The 21,633-nt window shown below is 33.5% G+C and carries 9 protein-coding genes; 3 read left to right on the forward strand and 6 right to left on the reverse strand.

Annotated features, from left to right (window positions below; genetic code table 11):
* Positions 1–224: 224 nt before the first annotated feature.
* The gene (locus CBF37_RS09925; protein ID WP_125984602.1) at positions 225–1,208 is read right to left on the reverse strand and encodes a DUF4822 domain-containing protein; all 984 of its coding nucleotides are present in this window, start codon (positions 1,206–1,208) and stop codon (positions 225–227) included.
* Positions 1,209–1,383: 175 nt separating this feature from the next.
* On the opposite strand from CBF37_RS09925, the gene CBF37_RS09930 reads away from it, so the two are divergent.
* Both CBF37_RS09930 and CBF37_RS09935 read left to right on the forward strand, forming a co-directional pair.
* Positions 1,384–2,874, forward strand: coding sequence for a sensor histidine kinase (locus tag CBF37_RS09930; RefSeq protein ID WP_125984603.1), 1,491 nt, complete (start codon positions 1,384–1,386; stop codon positions 2,872–2,874).
* Positions 2,871–3,563 carry a response regulator transcription factor gene (locus CBF37_RS09935; RefSeq protein WP_125984604.1) on the forward strand — a complete coding sequence of 231 codons (693 nt, stop codon included), beginning with the start codon at positions 2,871–2,873 and terminating at the stop codon, positions 3,561–3,563. Before CBF37_RS09930 ends, CBF37_RS09935 begins: the two co-directional genes overlap by 4 nt.
* A 47-nt stretch (positions 3,564–3,610) precedes the next feature.
* Here the strand turns inward: CBF37_RS09935 and CBF37_RS09940 are convergent, their stop codons facing one another.
* Entirely contained in the window at positions 3,611–14,803 is an 11,193-nt protein-coding gene (locus CBF37_RS09940) for a Cna B-type domain-containing protein (protein ID WP_125984605.1), read from the reverse strand.
* A gap of 482 nt (positions 14,804–15,285) precedes the next feature.
* Here CBF37_RS09940 and CBF37_RS09945 point away from each other — a divergent pair, with 482 nt between their 5' ends.
* Complete coding sequence (locus CBF37_RS09945; RefSeq protein WP_125984606.1) at positions 15,286–15,531, forward strand: hypothetical protein; 246 nt, start codon at positions 15,286–15,288, stop codon at positions 15,529–15,531.
* A 479-nt stretch (positions 15,532–16,010) separates the two neighbouring features.
* Here CBF37_RS09945 and CBF37_RS09950 read toward each other — a convergent pair whose 3' ends face one another.
* The 4 genes from CBF37_RS09950 to CBF37_RS09965 form a co-directional block, all read right to left on the reverse strand.
* Positions 16,011–16,796: a sulfite exporter TauE/SafE family protein gene (locus CBF37_RS09950; RefSeq protein WP_338067349.1), complete on the reverse strand. Its 786-nt coding sequence runs from the start codon at positions 16,794–16,796 to the stop codon at positions 16,011–16,013.
* A 111-nt stretch (positions 16,797–16,907) separates the two neighbouring features.
* Positions 16,908–17,474: an aggregation-promoting factor gene (gene apf / locus CBF37_RS09955; protein ID WP_125984607.1), complete on the reverse strand. Its 567-nt coding sequence runs from the start codon at positions 17,472–17,474 to the stop codon at positions 16,908–16,910.
* 448 nt (positions 17,475–17,922) lie between these two features.
* On the reverse strand, positions 17,923–19,557 hold the full coding sequence (locus tag CBF37_RS09960) for a glycoside hydrolase family 13 protein (RefSeq protein ID WP_420824174.1): 1,635 nt from the start codon (positions 19,555–19,557) through the stop codon (positions 17,923–17,925).
* Complete coding sequence (locus CBF37_RS09965) at positions 19,544–21,511, reverse strand: sucrose-specific PTS transporter subunit IIBC (protein WP_125984609.1); 1,968 nt, start codon at positions 21,509–21,511, stop codon at positions 19,544–19,546. The genes CBF37_RS09960 and CBF37_RS09965 overlap by 14 nt, the downstream gene beginning before the upstream one ends.
* Positions 21,512–21,633 lie beyond the last annotated feature (122 nt).

Raw genomic sequence — 21,633 nt, forward strand, 5'->3', positions numbered from 1 at the left:
TTTCCATGTTGTGTGTGATAAACTTTGATTGTCCTTTTTCATAAGGGACCTCCTAAATGATTGATATTTCGTGGTCGGGAAACCAAATATATCTTATCATTTTAGGAGACTTTTTTTATACCACGCTAAAAGCTCTTCTGAACCACCCGCATAGCAGGTGGTTTTCAAAACATATAAAAAAAAAGAACAGCCTATTTTAGACTGTTCTTTCTGATTAGTCTCACTTAAAAAGTAAATTCCGGCTTCTCTGCACCTTTATACGGTTCATGTTCGACGAAAACTGTGATTTCTTTACCATCCTTATCTTTACCCATACGTTTATACGTGAAACGCTTATCGTTTAATTCTGTTAGTTCTAACGCTGCCCCATATTTATTCTCTCCGATTGATACATGTGCTCGGATTTTATTATGATCTAAGACATCAAAGTAGCCGAAATCGCCTTTTGATTTACCACTCTCTAAATCAAAGAATTCATATTTATTGTTTGCAGCATCAAATTTCGCTAAACTGATAAACATTTTATTGGCTTCTGTTACATCATTACCGGCTTCATCAACTACTTTGGTTCCATTCCATAACGTTTCTGCTAATACGTCAATTCCTGGTTTACTTGTTTCAATGTCACCCGTTTTTGCTTCTAATTTGCCGCGCCCTTTAGTAAATTTCAATTCTTTATCTGCGTAAGGAATATGCTCAACAAAGACTTCAACATCTTTACCGTTTTTGTCCTTACCCATACGTTTATACGTAAATACTTTATCCGTCATTTCAGTCATATCCACAACTGCTTGATAATCTTTTGTGGCTGAAATCAATATACGCTTTTCACCGTCAGCAGTAATAAAGAACGTTCCTTCATCGCCGCGTGTTTCACCAGTTGCTTTATCAAAAAATTCATAATAACCTGTTTCTTTATCATATTTAGCTAAACCAATAAATCCTTCATTTTCAGCTGTCAAATCGTTATTATCTTTATCGTAGACTTTTGTTCCCTGCCAATTTGTTGCTGTTAATAAATCTGTGTATTCTGCACCTTTTCCTTTTTCCGTCGTCGCTGCTGCACTGCTGGTATCAGTTGATTCCACTATGCTGCTACCTTTTGATGATTGACTAGAGTCCTTGGTAGTTGCAACGTTGCTACCGCATCCTACTAGTAAAAGTGTCATTCCTGCTAGACTTAAGTATCCAATTATTTTTTTCTTCATCTCTACATCCCCTTCATTTCTTTTGTTAACTTAACTATAGCAAATGACTATAACGATAATCTGTATAAAAAATAAACAAATTATTAACAAAAATAACATCAAATAAACTTTGACTAATGAATCCTCTTAAATTAAACTTGTATTAAACGAACGGAAAATCTATGGAGAGATATTTATGACGATCAAACGACGATTTATTTTTTCTTACATTAGCGCAATCCTAATTACACTTGGTTCATTGCTGTTGATTTTATCGTTAACTTTTTATATTACGTTAGGAAAAGTTCCTTCAGTTCAAGATATGTATAAAATTTTGACAACACAGCGCTCATTAACAGCTGATGAACAAAAAAGTTTTGAAGAATTAAATAATTATGTTCAAAAATCAACTGAATTCGTGAATGAACCATTAAAAGAAGATGTCAAACAAACCATTAAAGAAATTGAAAAACGCCAATTAAATGTCGTGATTCGAAAGAATAATCAATTTATCTATTTTTCTCAAGATTTAATTGAAAAATCACTACAATTCCATGCACCTGACTATGAACTATCAAATTTTGAACCGATTGGTACGATTGATAACGCCGGAAGGCTTTATCATTACATAAAACATGATTTTAAATATTTAGATGGAACAAACGGCAGTTTTATTATTTTACGCCGAGAAAGTAATCTATTTGAATTCTTTACACGTCAGGGTATTTGGTTAATAAGTACTATTATTTTATTCGCTATTTTGTTAGCCATCTTTATTAATCGCCGACTAACAAAGACGACTGTCAAGCCATTAGAAAATTTGGCAGTCGCTACACAAATTGCTTCCTTTGACAATAAACAGGACTACCAAGCCCTAATTGCCAGTTTTCCGCAACCGGAAATCAGTCAAGACGTTGCCCATATTCAATCAAGCTTTAAAATGATGTGGCAGACAATCGAAAAAAACAACCAACTCCAAAAACAATATGAAGACAATCGGCGCGAATTGATTGCTAATATGTCTCATGATTTAAAGACACCGATAACATCGATTATCGGATATGTTGAGGGTTTACGTGACGGTATCGCAAATACTGAAGAAAAACGGCAAGAATATCTTAACACTATCCACCAAAAAGCTATCAGTTTAAATGAATTGATTGAAACACTTTTTTTGTATTCTAAACTTGATATGGAAAATGCTGTCATCAATAAAGAAATTACTGATATCAATCGACTGCTTCGCTTAATTACTAATGATTATCAACTAAACAATCAGGCTGAGTGGAAAATAAATTTACCTCAACATGAAATTCTAACTGAAATTGACCCACTACAAATGACACGTGTATTGACTAATATTATTGAGAACAGTCTTAAATTCAAACAACCTGCTAAGCAAAGAGCCACTATTTCAATTGACTTAAGGACGAATGGTTCATACGTCGCAATTACGATTAAAGATAATGGTATCGGTATCTCAGAAGAACAACTGCCAATCGTGTTCGAGCGCTTTTATCGAGCTGATAAATCAAGAACACCAACTATCAAAGGATCTGGACTTGGACTGAATATCGTAAAAAGTATCATGGAACATCATGACGGAAGCGTATCGATTACCAGCAAACTGAATGAAGGAACAGAGGTTGTCCTAACATTGCCATTGATAAAGGAGACGACATTATGACAAAAAATATTTTAATTATTGAAGACGATCCAAGCATTGCAAACTTGCAGAGAGACTACTTAGAGATTAACGACTTTACCGTCACTATTAAACATGATGGTAAAGAAGGTTTAGAACAAGCACTAATTAATGACTTTTCTCTGATAATCATCGACATCATGTTACCAACAACGGACGGATTTACTATTTGTAAAGAAATCAGAAAAGCGAAAAAAACGCCAATCATGATTGTGTCAGCAAAAAAAGAAGATATCGATAAAATCAGAGGTTTTGGTTTAGGTGCTGACGACTACATGATTAAACCATTTAGTCCAGGCGAATTAGTGGCTCGTGTCAAAGCACATATTGCACGATACGAATCTTTAGTTGATAAACCCATCGATAATAAAAAGATTGAAACTTCTGGTTTGACTATTGATAGATTAGCTCATCGTGCCTCTGTTAATCAACAAGAAGTTATTTTTACGGCTAAGGAATTTTCCTTGTTACTATTTTTAGTAACACATCCTAACCGTGTTTGGCATAAAGAAGAGTTATTTGAGTCCGTTTGGGGACAAGATGTTTTCGATACTGAGGTGTCAACTGTGGTTGTTCATATCAAACGGATTCGTGAAAAACTAAAAAAAGCTGGATTAAGCGACTTTCCGATTGAAACAATTTGGGGAAGCGGGTATCGATTCAATAAATAAAAAAGCTGTCGGACTTAACTGTCCAACAGCTTTTTCGTTGTACCTATTTATTGTTTTCTTCTAAAGACAATGAAGGCACCTGATAATGATAGAACAATCGTTCCTAATAGTGTTGCTAGAACAGCTTCACTATGAGCTTCGCTAGTTTGCGGCAATAATCGAGATGCACTTGATTGACTGCCAACAATACTATTTCCATTACTTGTTGCTGGAATAACCGGCGTAACAGATGGTCTACTCGGTTGAACTGGAATACTAGGAGTCACTGGTTTTGGTGGAATAAGCGGTTTTACTGGTACAATCGGCACAACATCTTTGCTAATCGTATTTATAATCGTTGTTCCTTCAATGCGGCTCGTGTAATATTTTACGGATTGTTCTTTTACCGTATATTTATAGCCATTCATTTCTTTATCATATTTTGGTAAATGACTGAATTTATAGGTCCAATTCCCATTACTGTCAGCCCGAACAACTTGTTTTTGATAAGCTTGTTTGCTGTCGTTTTGGAATAAATCAACAACAATGTAATCAGGACGTAATTTAAGTTTGTCTTGATTATCTTCCCAAAGCTTATTACCAGAAATAGTTGTTTCTTCATCATTAATCAGTGTATTGGTTATAGTCGTGCCATTAATCTGACTTGAATAATGAGCGACTGGCTGTTCCTTCACAGTGTAATGATACTCAGCATAGTTGCTGTCATACTTAGGTAGATTATTAAATTCGTAATGCCACTTGCCATCCTTATCTGCATGTACTGTCTGTATTTGATAAGGTGTATGTCCGTCGTTTTGATACAACTCAACAACAATACTGTCAGGACGTTTGCCTAATTTATCATTTCCGTCTTGCCAAATCTTATCACCGATTACTTCTGTTTTTTGATTATTTTTAAGTGTATTGGTAATCGTTGTACCAGTAACGCTTGTTGTATAACCCGGAACTGTTTGTTCCTTAACAGTATAACGGTAATCATTGAATTGACTGTCATGTTTTGGCAAATCAGTAAATGTATAGGTCCAATTACTGTCCTTACCACCTGTGACGGTTTGTGTTTTAAATGGTTTATCTCCATCATTTTGATACAACTCAACAACAATACTGTCAGGACGTTTGCCTAATTTATCATTTCCGTCTTGCCAAATCTTATCACCGATTACTTCTGTTTTTTGATTATTTTCAAGTGTATTGGTAATCGTTGTACCAGTAACGCTTGTTGTATAACCCGGAACTGTTTGTTCCTTAACAGTATAACGGTAATCATTGAATTGACTGTCATGTTTTGGCAAATCAGTAAATGTATAGGTCCAATTACTGTCCTTACCACCTGTGACGGTTTGTGTTTTAAATGGTTTATCTCCATCATTTTGATACAACTCAACAACAATACTGTCAGGACGTTTGCCTAATTTATCATTTCCGTCTTGCCATACTTTCTTACCTGAGACAGTTGTCTTTTCAGAATTGTTGAGGCTATTGGTTATCTTTGTACCGTCAACTTTGCTGCTATAACCTGGAACTGTTTGTTCCTTCACAGTATATGTATATAGATTTAACTGTCCATCATACATTGGCAGATTGTCAAAACGGTAGGTCCAATTATTATCAGAGCCCCCTGTAACAACTTGAGACTTAAATGGCTTATCTCCGCCATTTTGATATAACTCAACGACAATATGATCAGGACGTTTACCCAATGTATCATGATTATCTTCCCATATTTTCTTACCAGATATCTCTGTCATTTCATCATTTCGATACGTATTTATAATGTTCGTTCCGTCTACTTGACTATCATAACCAGCAGGAACATTACGTTCTTGAACAGTGTATTGATATTTATTTAATTGTTCATCATACTCTGGTAAATCTGTAAAAGTATACTTCCATTTACCGTTACCATCAGGAGAAACATGTTTAGTGTCTAATGGAGCATCTCCATTATTTTGATACAGATCAACAATAATGTCTTTAGGTCGACTTTGCAACTTATTATTATTATCATTTTTCCAGATCTTTTCACCAGAAACATCAATTTTACCTTTTAGGTGGAGCGTATTCTCTATCGTCGTGCCATTCACTTCACTGACATAATCTTTTGGTACATCGATTTCTCTGACAGTATATTGATATTCTTCTAACTTATTGTCATATTTAGCTAAGTCAGTAAAAGCATAGTACCAATGTCCATTACTATCAGGTGTCACTTTTTGAGTCTCACCTACTACAGCTTTACTATTTCTAAATAATTGAACCGTGATATGATCTGGACGTCTCTTAAGATGATTATCATTATCATGCCAGATCTTTTCACCAGCAATTTCTGTTTTGACCGCATTTTGATATGTATTAACGATATTGACCACATGGTGATTATCGTCAATTGTTGGGATACGTTCAATAGTACTTTCATAATTATCCACATCAATTTCGTCTACAGAGTAGTCATATTCACGACCTTTATCATCATATTTACGTAACCCTATAAAATGATAGGTCCAATTTGTGTCATTTCCTACAATTTGTTTATTTTGGTTACCATCTTTATCAATCATTGGCAATCCATTTTGAAGTACGATAACTGTGATATTTTCTGGGCGTGTTTTCAATTTATCGTCTTCGTCTTTTTCCCAACGTTTAGTACCACTCAATTCAACTGTTTCGTTATTATTATATATATTAACTAGATTTTGACCATCTGAATGACTAGTATATCCCTCAACTGGATCTTCTTTTATATGATAATCAAGTTGATTACCGTCTTTATCATAAGCATCTAAATCCTTAAATTCGTAATACCAGTTATTCTTAGCATTTAATTTTCTCGTTTGACCAGTATCATTTGTTCCTTGGTACAAATGAATAACAATTTCTTGTGGTCGATGCTTTTCAAATCCTTCATCATCCCATATCTTTGCCCCAGAAATTTGTGTTTTACCTTGTGCAAATTTATTGGTGATATTTAGTTTATCGTAAGTCTGTTCGTAATTTGGCACTAGATTTTCTGACACGGTATAAGTGTATTTATCACCCGTTTCCTCGTCATATTCATCCAAATCTGTAAAATTATAGTGCCAAACATTTGTTTCCTTCTTATCAGCATCTTTACTCGTTACTTCTTTTTGATCAATTTTAATACCGTCTCGAAGCAAGTTAACCGTAATACTTTCTGGACGTAATTTTCCATCACCATCATCCCAAGTTTTCTGACCGGAAACATCTATTTTGCTCTTAAGAACAAGTTTATTAACGATGTTGTGTCCACTTTGATGACTCTCATATTGATTGGGCACTATTTTTTCAACGGCACGGTACTGGATTTCGTTTCCGTGATCATCATATTTAAGAAGGTCTTCAAAGCTGTATTCCCAATTATCTTCTTTTTTGACATTCTTAGTTTCAACGTCATCCCATTTTTCCTGATGTTCTGTCCCATTATTGCGTTGAAGCGTCACATCTACTGAATCTGGACGCTTAATAATAGTACCGCCAAAGTCATCCCATAATTTTTCACCTTCGTATTTAGTTCTCTCTTGATTCCGATACGTATTTATAATAGTCGTACCATTAACAGAACTATCATAATCTGGGATTTTTTCTTCTTTAACCGTATAGATATTTTCTTCTAAGTCATCGTCATATTTATCTAAATCAGTAAAATGATAATCCCAATTACCGTCTTTATCAGGTTTAACTACTTGAGAAGCGATTGGAATAGATCCATGATTTTGATAAAGTTTCACCGTAATTGATCCAGGTCGAGAATTTAACTTATTGTCAAAGTCATTCCATTCTTTTTTACCAGATAATTCAGTTTTTTCGGTGCTCTTATATGTATTAATAATGGTTGTACCCTCAACTTCACTGACATAATGATCAGCTGGGACATTCTTTTCCTTCACAAAATACTCAATGATTTTTAAATCAGCATCATATTTGGGTAAATCTTTAAAGGCGTATCTCCAACTATTATCCGCTCCAGCTTTAACCTTTTGCGAATCAACGAAAGTACTGGATTTACCTTGTTTTTTATAAAGTTCGACCGTAATACTCTCAGGTCGTTGATGTAGTTTCTGATTTTGATCATTCCAAAGTTTTTTACCAACAACTTCTGTCTTAAATGATTGTTCATCTATCTTATTTGTAATGACTGAATTATTAACAATGGTTTTATAGTTATTAACTGGTTCTTCGGAGACAGAGTAAACATACTCTTTTCCTTTATCATCGAATTTTGCTAAATCTTTAAATTTATGCTGCCATTGATTAGTTTCGTTTAACTCAACTGTCACAGGCTGATTGTTTTCAATCACTGGTTCATTATCCCGTAATAAATTCACCATAATTGATTCTGGACGAACACCAAGTGCATTATTACCGTCATCCCAGGCTTTCATTACGCTAAATTCTGTTTTTTCATCATTTTTATACGTATTAATCAGATTAAAACCATCAGCACTGCTTTCGTAATGATCAATAGGTTCTTCTCTAATCTCGTATTGATTTTCATCACCCTTTTCATCATAGACAGGTAAATTACCAAAGTCATATCTCCAGTTGTTTTCCGCATTCAAGATTTTTGGTTCAAGAATATCTTTGCCATGATTAGTTAAATGGACAATTACTTCTTTCGGACGTCTGTCCCCAAAACCAGCATCTTGCCATTGCTTTTCACCTGAAATGGCTATGGTTTGATCGTTACGGTATTTATTTGTGAACTTGTACGTGTAATGATTACCATCAACCTTTGCCTCTTTTTTTGTTTCATAATCTGATGTTTGTATTTCGACAACATCATAATCGTATTTATTTCCAGACTCATCATATTTCGGATAGTCACCATCAAATTTGAATGACCAACTTACAGATACATCCTTATTCGATTGTGCAACTGTTTTATCAATTTCTTTTCCATTTTGTTTCAGAACGAAAGTGACGCCTTCTTTTGGACGTGTTTCAAATTTATCATTATAATCATCCCAAGCTTTTTCCCCTGAAAACAGTACTTTTTCCTCATTCTTATAGTGATTAATAATATCATTGCCGACTACTTCTGATTGATACACAGAATTGTATTCAGGCGGCATAGTCTCACGCACCGTATAATGATACTCATTAAAATTGGTATCGTATTTTGGCAAATCGGTAAATGTGTAAAACCATTTTCCTGATGAACCAGGTTTATCAGGTTTCACTACTTGCGTTCTAAATGGTATCGTCGCATTATTTTGAAATAATTCGACAGTAATAAATTGAGGACGGTCTTTTATTTTTTCATTATAGTCATCCCATTTTTTCTCACCTGATAATTCAGTTTTTTCTCCATTAATAACTTCTGGTGACAACTTATTCACTATTTTAGCCACATACGTGTTATCATCTATCTTTGTTAATTTATCAATGGTGGTATCATAGCCGTTCACTGAATCCTCACGAATATCATAGTTAATTAGACTACCTTCGCCATCATATTTAGGTAAATCAGTGAATTCGAATGCATAGTCTGTAGATTTTAGTGCTTCGGTTGAAGCTACTTCTTTGCCATCATCTAAAAGTAAAATTTTGACAGAATCTGGACGTCGTTTTAATATGTCGTTTTTATCGTCCCATTCTTTTTTACCCTCAACTTTTACTTTTTCCGTATTTCGATACGTGTTAATAATATTTGTATTTTCGTATGTCACTGTGTAATCTTTTAAGTCAGATTGACCAGCCACTTCACGAACAGAGTATACGTAGTCTTTTCCGGCTTGATTATTATGTTTAGGCAGGCTAGTAAATTCATATTGCCAATTATCATCTGCAGTGACTTTTTGAGCAGGCCATTGGTTCTTATCACCAGTAAATACCTTGCCATCTTGAAGTAATTCTACCTCAATTGACTTAGGACGTGGATGATTAGGAATTTGACCATTATAATCATCCCAAACTTTGATTCCACTGATATTTGTTGTTGAGGCATCATGATATGTGTTAGTTATCGTTAAATCAGTTTTATCTTTGTAGTCGTATTTTGTGATGTAAGTCGGTATACCTTCTTCAACTGCTGTATAGATATACTCTTCTCCGTTTTCATCATATTTCTCCAAATTTTTAAATTGATACTGCCATTTATTACTTTCAGATAATTCTACCTTATCTTTGTTTCTACCGTTTTGTAATAACTGAATATCAATTGATTTTGGACGGATGTTTGCTTGATCATCTCGATCGTCCCATACTTTTTGTACCTTAAAGTCAGTTTTGTCTGTGTTTCTATACTGATTAAAAATATTGTTGCCGTTAATTTTCGTTTTATAGCCATCAACAGTTTCTTCTTCTACCGTATACTGATATTCATTTCCCGCAGCATCATATTTATCTAAATCAGTAAATTTATACTCCCAATTCTTTTCTTTATTTGTTTTAACTGCTTGAAACGGTTGATTGTTTCTTAATAAATTGACAATGATTTCCTGTGGCCGTGTATTAAATTTATTATTATAATCATCCCAGATTTTTTCACCTGACACTTGTGTTTTTTCTTCATTTCTAAAAGTATTGGTAATGACATTATTTTCACCAACTTCAGATTTATACCCGTTTGGTACCGTTTCTTCATCAACGGTGTATACGTTTAGTTCATAAGTTTCACTATATTTGGGCAGATTATCAAATCTGAACTCCCAATTTCCCTGTCCATCCGGTTTAACTTCCTTTCTCTGATAAAACTGGTTATTTTTGTATAATCTGACAAAAATTGATTCTGGACGTGTCTCAAATTTATCATTATAATCATCCCAAACTTTTTTCCCAGCTACAGATACATTTTCTTGTCTCAATATATTGGTTATGTCATAGCCGAAAACGTTCGTTTCATAACCATTTACTTTTTCTTCATTAACTGTATAACTATATTCTTTACCATTTTTATCAAACTTATCTAGGTCGGTAAAAGTATATTTCCAATTTTTTTCTTGATTTGTCTTAATTGACGCATATGGCTGATTATTTCTTAATAAGTTGACAATGATTTCGGATGGACGCTTATTGTGTTTATTGTTATTGTCCACCCAGTGTTTTTCACCTTCAACTTGTGTTTTTTCAGTTGGGTTTAGCGTATTAGTAATATCGGCCGTAATGATATTTTTGTTTGTCGCCACACTTGGATAACTTACATCATAATTTGGAACAATTTCTTCATTAACTGTATAGTGATGTTCATTACCGGTAGACATATCATACTTGTCTAAGTCCGTGAATTCATATTTCCAATTATCATTAGCTGATACAATCTTATCCTGAATTTCTTTCCCATCCTGGAGCAAATTAACTTTTATCTCTTTTGGACGGAAATTGTTTGCGTCGTTATCACCCTTCCAAGTTTTCTTGCCTTGAACTTTAACTTTATCATTATTTAAAACATTCATAATATCATTGCCAACTGAGGTTGATGTGTAAATATCTGAATTATTCGTTTCAATAACTCGATAATCAATCACTTGGCCATTACTGTCGAACTTAGCTAATCCGTCAAATGTATAAGATTGATTGTCGTCTTTCTTGATTTCTTTTTTAGCGCCCTCAACGTCTTCCCAATTAGGCTCTTCTTTAGTACCAACATTTTTTTGCAATTGAATATGAATAGAATCAGGACGTGTATTGTGTTTGTTATCAAAATCGATCCAGATTTTTTCACCAGAAACGCTGGTTTTTTCATCATTGCGATATGTATTTGTGATAGTCAAACCATCAACTTTACTATCATAACCGGGTACATTTTGCTCCTTAATTGAATACTGATAGTCGTTGCCTTGATTATCTGTTTTTGGCAAACTTTTAAATGTATGGCTCCAGTCACCGGCATCATCTGGTGTAATAGTCGCTACATCATAAGGTATCTCTCTATTATTTTGATAAACCTCAACAATAATGTTTTCGGGACGAGTTTTTTGGGCATTATTAAAATCATTTTCCCACTTTTTATTTACTTTAAGGTCGATCATTTCACGTTTCTTAGGATCTTTGACAATTTGCTGTATCACCGTATTATTAGAACTCGTATCAACTTTGATAACCTGACCATCTGCCCAATCCTTATCAATGCTATATCCATCAGGTGCTTTAGTTTCAACTAATAGATATTCTCCTTTAGTTAATTTACTAAACAAAACATTACCTGAATCATTTGAAACTGCATTTTCCACTATTTTTTGTGAATTTTTTTGCGTACCACGATATAAAGTAAACCCAGCCCCTTGTAAACCTTGGTTTTCATTTTCTTCATCAACTTTTCTAACATTTAGATCGACTGTTTTCCCTTGTATGACACCTGAGCTATTTGGAACTGTCACAATCACTTGAACTTCAACCGGCCGATCGGACACCACGAAGTTACTCCCTTTAACAGTTACCCGGTTTTTAATTGATGCAGTCTGTCCTGGTATTGAACCTGACGGGAAAAATACTTGACCTTGATAATCTAAGTTAAGAATTTCTGTTACATCGTCTAATATGACAATATGAAAATCTCGTTCAGTATATGTTAATTTATAGTCCACATTTTCAATCAAAGGTTGACCGGTCAATGGTCCGCTTGCATAAGTTAAACGAATAGTTGCCGGATTGACAATTTGATTTTGCCAGTGATCATCAACAATCTCAACATTTTTCAAATGAAATTTATTCGGATTAATCACAACATTCCAATCAATCAACGTTGAATCTTGTGCGTTGACTTTACCTTTTTTGTTAGCCAATAGTTGATTTCCCGTATTTTTACTTACAGTACCTTTAACATTTGTGATTGGTGTTCCAGCATCTTGATAGACAGCCGTATTCGTAATAGTTTTTCCGATAATATCCATTGGGTTCTTCAACCGTGTATTAAAAATGACTGTAAACATATGAGGATTTCCTTCTTGGAATGACGCTTCCAATTGATTGTTATTTTTATCATAGGAAACCTTTGCATTATTTGTTGCTTCCGGAGGACCATACCAATAATTTTCTTGACCAACAAAGAGTGAGTCTTCTATTAATTCTTGGTCACTTGGAATAACATCAGTTAATAAACTATCGGCGTTCATTGCTTTTCTTTCCGTATTTACTTGTATCGACCACTTAATTTGGTCAATAGCAGGAAGGTATTCACCACTTTTTGCCAATCTCATAGGCCTTGAAACCGAATTATATATATATGTTTTAGAGTCTTTTGATTCTTTTTCTTCTTCACCTACAGTATAGCGATACACTGCGGCATTTTTTTGAGTTGCTTTTTCAAACTCCGTTTTATAATAAATACGATATTGATGGTCAGTTGGTTTATTATAATCAATAGTAAAACCATTACTTTTATTCGGTCGTCCCGGCATATCATGCCAAGTAATTTTATATTGATCATAGGTCAAATCTCTATTAAGATTCATATCTGTTATACGTATTGAATCTTTATCAATGGGTGCATTATCGACATTATCAGTAACAGTCCATTTATCAACAGCAACATGTTCCCTATTAATATAAATCCTCCAATTCAATCGAGTATTACTATCAGATAAAGTGGGGTATTCTTTAAGGATGGTACTATTTTTACCATGTGGGTTATATCCATCCGATACTTGTTCACTTATAATTGGTGTTTTTTGCCCCTGAGATTCAATAACGTTACTTGTATAATAATTACTCCAATCTTTAATGATTGTCTGATACTTTATCGTAACTGGCTCTTTGACATCTTGTAAAAACTTGAAATCAAAACCTGTTGTCGTCTTAGTTACTATATGTTTTAAATTTGGATCAACAGTCATAGACTCCTCAATAAGCTCCCCGTTGGTCACTGTATCTGAGAAATAGGCATGCTCTTGAGGTATCTCGATGCTTAAAGGATTATACGTTATCTCCCAGTCAACGATACCCTTATCTTTATCAACATTCGTCGACTTTTTACGAAACATTTCAATATTAGATTTTGTTATATTGAACTGTGCACTAACTGCTATATCCTTTGATAAATTAGTCGCACCCAATGTTACCCAGTTAGTAATAGATGTCTCTCTAGGAATAAAAACTAACGGTGTCGTTATGTCCATTACGTAAGGATCTTCAATATGATCTAATGGGAAAGTAAAATTACCTTGCTCATCAAACTTCTCATTTATTGATATTTCTTCACCTTCAGTTATGTTACCCTTTATATCAACTTTCGCTTTCACTAGTTTATCAATAGATATACTGTCTTTTAATGCATTCCCTATATTTGGTATACTCGCTGTTGTCCTATCATTTAAAGTAATATTATCTAATTTTTCATAATTTGGGTTAATAATAATTTTCCATTTAGCCACTTGTTTTTTATAATCATAGCTAACAAATTTTTTTGACAAATTCTGTTCAAATGCTCCTTGGACATAAATAACTTCACTATCTTTAGATTCCACCCCAGGGATTTCAATTGGTACTTCACCTGGTACTTCAATTGTTTCAGAATTTAATTCCAGCGTAAACATCAAACTTCCATCAATGCCATCATATTTAGGAACATTTTCATTAAAAATCATCCGGACATGACCATCTGTTTGAGCATCGTATGTTCCAAAATATACACCTGGATGGTCCGGATCAGATAATTTACCTGATTGTGCGTCAGTTAATTTGATAAATTTTGATGTTGGTAATTCAAAATCGTAGTAATCACCATCCAACATTTTTTTACTTAATTCATCTGGCAAATCGAATTTATACATAATTTGAAAATGATCACCGACATGTAATGGGGCATCTTCTGTGATAGGTTTTCCATTTAGTGTCATAGTAACATCGGTAAATATTGTTTTATTACCTGCAACATCATCATATAAATACTCCGCTTCAGGCATCGTTAGAATATTGCGTCCACCGGTTTCACGTATGTCTTTATCTTTTTCAATTTTATCTGTTTTTTCAAGTTCTTCTGACGAGTGTGTTTTTTTTGAATCATCATCCTGATTCTCTACAACAGGCTCTGCTTCAGCTGTATTTGGTTCATCAACCTTTTGTGCCGAGTCTTCAGACAACTCCTGTGAATTTAATACTGGATCACTGCCTGCTTGCAGCGTCTCCTGTTTATTTTTGGTTATCTCTGGATCTGATGATTGCGTGCTAACTACAGAATTAGCTTCATCAGCGTAGACAGTCATAACACCAACAGCTGTGACTAATTGAGCAAAAATACCGAACAATAAGACAATTAACATAAAAATAGACTTTTTTGGTTTCATTTTTTAACTCCCCTTTTGATTATTTATAAATACCAGCTATAACACAGCACTTGCAAATAAGCTGTTAAAAATTAAAATAGACCTTACACTTTATAGCACTACTCTTTATTATAAAAGTATAACAAAGGTATTCTTATATAATACGTCCGATTAAAAGACAAAAACATAAAAACAATAACCTTAATTATAATCAATATATCATAAATTAAATTAAGTAACCACAAATCACATCTTACTTAGTGTTTTTATTGACATTTAAACAAAAATAATATACATAAAAAAAATATCAATATTATATAATTATAAACTAAGCGTTTATTAATCAAAAACAACTTACTTATATTAAATTTTTGTGTTTTAATAGAAGTAACAGTATATATAATGATAGAAGTATTTAATTTAAAATTGAGTTACTAAAATAAAGATTTTATTTGTCATAATAAAAGTGTAGCGTCTATAATAAAATGAGGGGTTTATCTGTAATGATTGAAAAAAAAGATGACGGATTAAATTATGTGGAATTAAAATACAATGAATTTATAACTAAAAATGAAGAATTAGAACAACAGTTAACAGCACTAATTAATGACTATGAAAAAATTATTCAACATAATAGTGATATTTTTAAAAATTTTCCACCACGAAATGAAACAAAACGAAAAATTAAAATTAGAAGAAAAAGAAAAAAGAACACAACTCAAGATAACAAATCTAAACCATTTAAATAGAACAAGTCTAAAGAATAATTATATTTTGATTGAATTCTTTTAGCGATATATTTAAGTTAGTTATTTAAACATATTCGTGCAGAAATTATTAAATCATTTTATTTTTTTGTAGCTCAAGTCTATGTAATATTAAAATTAATTGTTTTACAATGTTTTAGATAGTATCCTATCTATTTTTAATGACTATGAAAGATGCAAAATCATAAATAAAGCAGATAAATCTTTTATACTCAACCTGTTTATTTAAGAGAAATAACTCACCTAAAAAATCGTTTATTTAACTTAATCTGAGAAACAAGGTAATTCCTACAACAACAATAAATATATGAAAAAGAAATTAAACTGAGAAAGTTCTATTCAATATTTCAAAAAAGGAGTGGATTTATCCACTCCTTAAAAATGTGACTTTTAGAGGATTGCCTTTTATATGAATTCAATTTATAGTGCATTGGGGATCATATTAAAAGATTAGTAAGTCTTTAATTTAATAATTTTATGGCATTATAAACATTCAATAAAATAACTACAACTACTACCCAACGATAAATATGATTGACAGTTTGACTGGTTATTTTTTGACTAATTGAAGCACCTATTATCCCACCTAGAGCACCAGCAGGGACAACAAAATACAACATATTTAAATCATATCTTGCTAAATCGATTGTTATCAATATTATTGCTAATTTTGATAGTTGTGAAAAAAATATCGTAATTATTGAATAAACTGTCGCCATTTTAATTGGAATACTGAAGCAGAGCATTAATAAAGCGACATTAATAGGACCTCCGCCAATACCAAGAAAACTAGCCAAAAATCCCAGAGTAAATCCCGTCAGAACCTTACTGGAAGTCGATTTTAGGTGAAGCGCAGTCCATTGAAATTTATTATAAAGAAGTGCAAACAACAGCGTTAAGACTGTTAAAGTAATCTGAATAATCAAAACGACACGTTCATCAGGGAAGCGATTTAAAAAAAATTCAAAAGCATAATTTCCTATGATCCCACCTGTGACGGAACCTAGGGATATTTGTATCACAAACGGCCAATTAATCTGTTTGCCCTGTCGAATCTGTTTTATCGTCGAAATAACAGACATCATCAATACTGCTATGCTAGAATAAAAAGTTATAGCAGCAACCGAATGAATATGCAGACTATCTAAAATAGGCTTAATTATTACCCCGCCGCCCATACCCGAAATTGCTCCAATTGTATTCGCAATGATAATGACTAGAAAATAGATCAACCCAACTTCAATCATGAACTGTTCTCCTTAGAATTTAACTTATGAAATATATGACTATCTCCATTACCATATCAAAAAAGTCTGTCAGTATTCAACTGACAGACTTTTTATTTGCTTACTATCCTATTAATACCAACCGTTATTCATCCAGAAAGATTGTGCATTTTCCCATGAACCATAACGTTCGTTTACATATTGATCTGCTACTCGTTCTTGATTAGCTGGTGAGTAGTCGCCATTTAGGTAGCTTGGATCTAATTGGTAACGACCGACATGATGACCGTTTGATGCATTGTAGTCGCCACCAGATTCTTTCTGTGCAATAAACTCTTTAGCACTTGAACTTTGTCCCGAACTATTTGATGTACTTTCATTTTTTACTGGTTGAACTTCTTGCTGAACTGGTGCTGCTTCTGTTTGTTGTTGTACTGCTGGTACAGCTGTTTTTTCTTCAGCTTGTCCATCCGTTTTTATAGTTAATGTTTGACCGACATGAATCATATGAACATTGTCAATCTTATTATCTTTTGCAATCTTAGCAACAGAATCATTATTGCCAAAGTATTTAGTAGAAATTGATGATAATGTATCACCTGATTGAACTGTATATGTTGAATCTGCAAATGCTTGAGTACTTAATAATACACCTGCTGCAACTGTTGATCCTAAGAATAATGTTTTTAGTGATTTCATATTAGTAAAAATCTCCTTTGTTCTATGTAAGTTTTAGTTTTTCATTTATTATTGTCTCAATCGACTGTCATAACTTTACCACCTAATAATATTTCATAGGTAAAGAAAAAATGATATTCCATGACAATCTACCTCGTTTTTTGTCATATTCATTTGATTTAAGTTACAAATTTAATTTTTGTCATAATTGACCCATAAACGGATACGTTTCTTTTAACGTTCATTTACAATGATATAATGTTCTATATTGCGTGTTTTTGTTTAATAATATATATTTTTTTGTTATTCAAGAGATTATTGAGATTAATTTTTTTATTACATGCATTACTCTTATTTCAGAATAGACATCTTTTTGAATTATAAAATTTTCAACTATCTGGATATTTTAATAAACTTTCTTATAAAAAAAGAAGCAGCAGATATTAAAAACTAATATCTGCTGTCTCTTCTATTTAGTTTTCTTCTTATATAGTACATAACTCTCATAAGGTTTCAATCGGCTAAATGAAACAGGTCTCTCATAATTTTGAATCAACACTTTATTATTTATCATCTTTTCCGGTAGCTCTAAATTATATTTTTGGATTTCATTAGAAAAATTGACTACAACCCATATTTCTTCCTCGGATGACGTTCTTTTATAAGCAAGGACATTGGAATTATTTGTTTCAACAATCTGATAATCACCAGTAATAATAACCTGGTAGTTTTTACGTAGTCTTATTAATTGCTGATAGGTATAAAATAGTGATCCTTTATCTGCCAAAGCCGTACTAACATTAACTTCCTCAGAGACTGCTACTGGCAGCCAAGGTTTACCTGTCGTAAATCCGCCTTCATCACTTGTATCCCAAGGGACTGGATGACGTGCGTTGTCTCGTCCTTTGGCATTAATTGATTTCAACATATCCTCTTCTGAGTATCCCAGTTCTTTTCTCTCTTCGTACATTCGTCGACTTTCGATATCATCTACTTCATTAATAGAAGAAACTGGAAAATTAATCATACCAATTTCCTCACCTTGATAAATATAAGGCGTGCCTTTCATAAAATACAAATAAATAGCTAGCATCTTACCACTCAGCACCCGATATTCTTTATCATTTCCCCACCTCGAAATAATCCTCGGTAAGTCATGATTATTCCAAAATAATGAATTCCAACCATAAGAATTTAATTCGATTTGCCACTTAGACAGAACCCCATGTAATTCTTGCGGGTCCAATTCCTTCAAATCCCATTTTCTTTTATTAGGTTGTTTATCTAAATTAATATGCTCAAACTGAAAAACCATTGATAATTCATGTCTATCCCTACTCGAGTATAATTTAGCTGTATCAGGCGTTGCGCCCCATGTCTCACCAACAGTCACAACATCATAATTGCCAAAGGTTTCTTTATTCATGTCTTGAATGTAATCATGCAGCTTTGGTCCATTTTTAGTGATTAATCTATCTGGTTCCTTTCCGATTAGATCAATCACATCTAAACGAAAACCGCCAATTCCTTTATCTAACCAAAAACGCATCATTCTCCATATTTCTTGTCTTAACTCAGGATTTTCCCAGTTCAAATCTGGTTGTTTTTTGGAATGGAGATGTAAATAATACTCATCGATCTCTGATACATAAGTCCACGCAGATCCACCAAAATTAGACTGCAATTCATTTGGCGGCAAGGCTCCTTGTCCTTTACGCCAAACATAAAAATCATGATACGGACTTAAAGCATCTGTCTTTGCTTCTTTAAACCACATATGTTCGTCCGATGTATGATTTACAACTAAATCCATTATAATTCTTATATGCCGTTTTTTTGCTTCAGCAATTAATTGCTCCATATCTGTCATTTTACCGTATTCAGGTGAGATTGCCTCATAATCACTAATATCATATCCATTATCATCATTCGGTGATTTGTAAACTGGACTCAACCAGATAGCATCAACACCTAAATACGCTAGATAATCTAACCGCTGGATAATTCCTTGTAAATCACCGATACCATCCCCATTAGAATCTTGAAAACTTCTTGGATAAATTTGATAAATGACTGCGGTTTTCCACCAATCAGATTGTTCCATTGTCATCACTTCCACCTATAATTATCGCTGTATCTCCAGCTTTAACTTCAGATTTTTGTACCAAACGAATCTCATCATAACTTGCTGAATTAGTTACTACCATTATGACAGTTGTGTCAAATCCAGCAGCTGCAATCTTTTTACGATCAAAACTCCCTAATTTGTCACCCTTTTCAATCATTTGTCCTTGAATAACACTGCCATCAAAATACTGACCATTTAATTCTACAGTATCTATTCCTACATGTATCAGCACTTCAATACCTGTGTTTGATTTCAGACCAAAAGCGTGTTTTGTTTCATAATAAACAGTCAGTTCACCTGATATCGGTGCGTATAAATCATCACTTTCAGGTGTAATACCGATACCGTCACCCATCATTCCTGTTGAAAAAACCGGATCATTAACATCAGATAATGAGATAATTTGACCAGTTATCGGAACATCTATTGTCTCAGTCGATTCACCGACAACTGGTGAAACAATACCATCATTGCTCTTAATTTCTACCGTCTCTAACGTGTCACCCTCAATAGCAAAGACATTCTTCTTTTTTGCATAGGCTACAGTAAAAATAAAACTTAAAACTAAACTTAACAACCCAGAGAAAATAAAGACGGGAATTGATTTTGGTGAAATAGAAATAAATCCAATAACACCCGCAGGCCCCATAGCAACAGCTAAAACTTTAAATAAACCAATAACTGCACTTGCAATTGCTGAGGCAATCATTGCGCAAAAGAATGGGAACTTTAATTTTAAGTTTACACCGAAAATAGCTGGTTCTGTAATACCAAGTAATGCCGATAAACTTGCTGAAGCTGATAAGCTCTTTTGTTTCTCATTTTTTGTCATAAAGAAAACTGCTAGACATGCGGCACCCTGTGCAATATTTGCCATAGATGCTACTGGAAAAATAAACGAACCGCCCGTTTTTGCGATATCTGCTAACAGCGTTGTTTCAATAGCAGGGAATGTCTGGTGAAGACCTGTAATAACAATCGGTGAATAAAATAAACCAAAGATACCCAGGCCTATTGCACCAGTTGTATCATATAACCAAACTAAACCGCTGGTCAGACCATCTGAAACGGCACGCATTGCCGGACCTACTAAAATAAATGTTAAAAATCCTGTAATAATCAAGGCCAGCATGGGAGTAAATGTAAAATCAAATGCTTTTGAAATCCGTTTATGGAAGAACTTCTCTAAATTCGCTAGAATCCAAGCAACTGCGACGATTGGTAAAACTGATCCTTGATACCCTGCTTGTGCAACATTTAAACCAAAAATATTCCAAAACGGCATTGAACCGTCTGCCATTGCATTTGCCACACCATATCCATTTACTAAATCGGGCATAACCATCGCCATACCTATTGCAGCACCTAAATATGGATTCCCGCCAAATCGTTTTGTCGCTGAGAAACCTACTAAAATAGGTAAAAATGCAAACGGCGCAGAAGCAAGTAAATTAATAATACTTGTTAAATCTTTGAACGCAGGAAACATCTCAACAACTGATTGAGGTCCAAATAAGTTTTGAGATGTTAAGACATTGTTTATTGCCATCAACAGACCGCCAGCAACTAACGCTGGTATTATCGGTACAAATATATCTGATAATACTTTAACAACTGACATAACAGGATTTGTTTTTCCATTGTTTCTAGCTGCTTCTTTAATATCTTCTGTTGACGCTTCTTTTATATGTGCCATTTTTGTCAATTCTTTATAAACATAATCAACATCACCAGGACCGATAATAATTTGAAATTGACCATTTGCTTCAAAGGTCCCCTTAACATCGTCTATATTATCAAGTGCTGCATGATCTACTTTTTTTGGATCTTTCAATACAAGCCGCAAACGAGTAGCACAATGCGCTGCTGCCTGTATATTATCCTTTCCTATTGCCTGATACACTTGTTCAGCCACTTTTTTATGATTCATTTTAACCCCTCCATGAAATCGTTTTATATCTCTATAATAAATCTTTTTTTCAAAATGTCAAACGTTTATCAAATATTTTTGTATATTTTTTTATCAACCACTTACAATACAAATGAAAAAGC

This window comes from Vagococcus vulneris (genome assembly GCF_003950515.1).
Taxonomy (GTDB): domain Bacteria; phylum Bacillota; class Bacilli; order Lactobacillales; family Vagococcaceae; genus Vagococcus; species Vagococcus vulneris.

Bases quoted from the DNA above. Each gene is read 5' to 3' on its own strand.
- CBF37_RS09940 (WP_125984605.1), bottom strand. From the start codon at position 14,803: ATGAAACCAAAAAAGTCTATTTTTATGTTAATTGTCTTATTGTTCGGT.
- CBF37_RS09965 (WP_125984609.1), bottom strand. From the start codon at position 21,511: ATGAATCATAAAAAAGTGGCTGAACAAGTGTATCAGGCAATAGGAAAG.
- CBF37_RS09930 (WP_125984603.1), top strand. From the start codon at position 1,384: ATGACGATCAAACGACGATTTATTTTTTCTTACATTAGCGCAATCCTA.
- CBF37_RS09935 (WP_125984604.1), top strand. From the start codon at position 2,871: ATGACAAAAAATATTTTAATTATTGAAGACGATCCAAGCATTGCAAAC.
- CBF37_RS09950 (WP_338067349.1), bottom strand. From the start codon at position 16,796: ATGATTGAAGTTGGGTTGATCTATTTTCTAGTCATTATCATTGCGAAT.
- apf (WP_125984607.1), bottom strand. From the start codon at position 17,474: ATGAAATCACTAAAAACATTATTCTTAGGATCAACAGTTGCAGCAGGT.
- CBF37_RS09945 (WP_125984606.1), top strand. From the start codon at position 15,286: ATGATTGAAAAAAAAGATGACGGATTAAATTATGTGGAATTAAAATAC.
- CBF37_RS09960 (WP_420824174.1), bottom strand. From the start codon at position 19,557: ATGGAACAATCTGATTGGTGGAAAACCGCAGTCATTTATCAAATTTAT.
- CBF37_RS09925 (WP_125984602.1), bottom strand. From the start codon at position 1,208: ATGAAGAAAAAAATAATTGGATACTTAAGTCTAGCAGGAATGACACTT.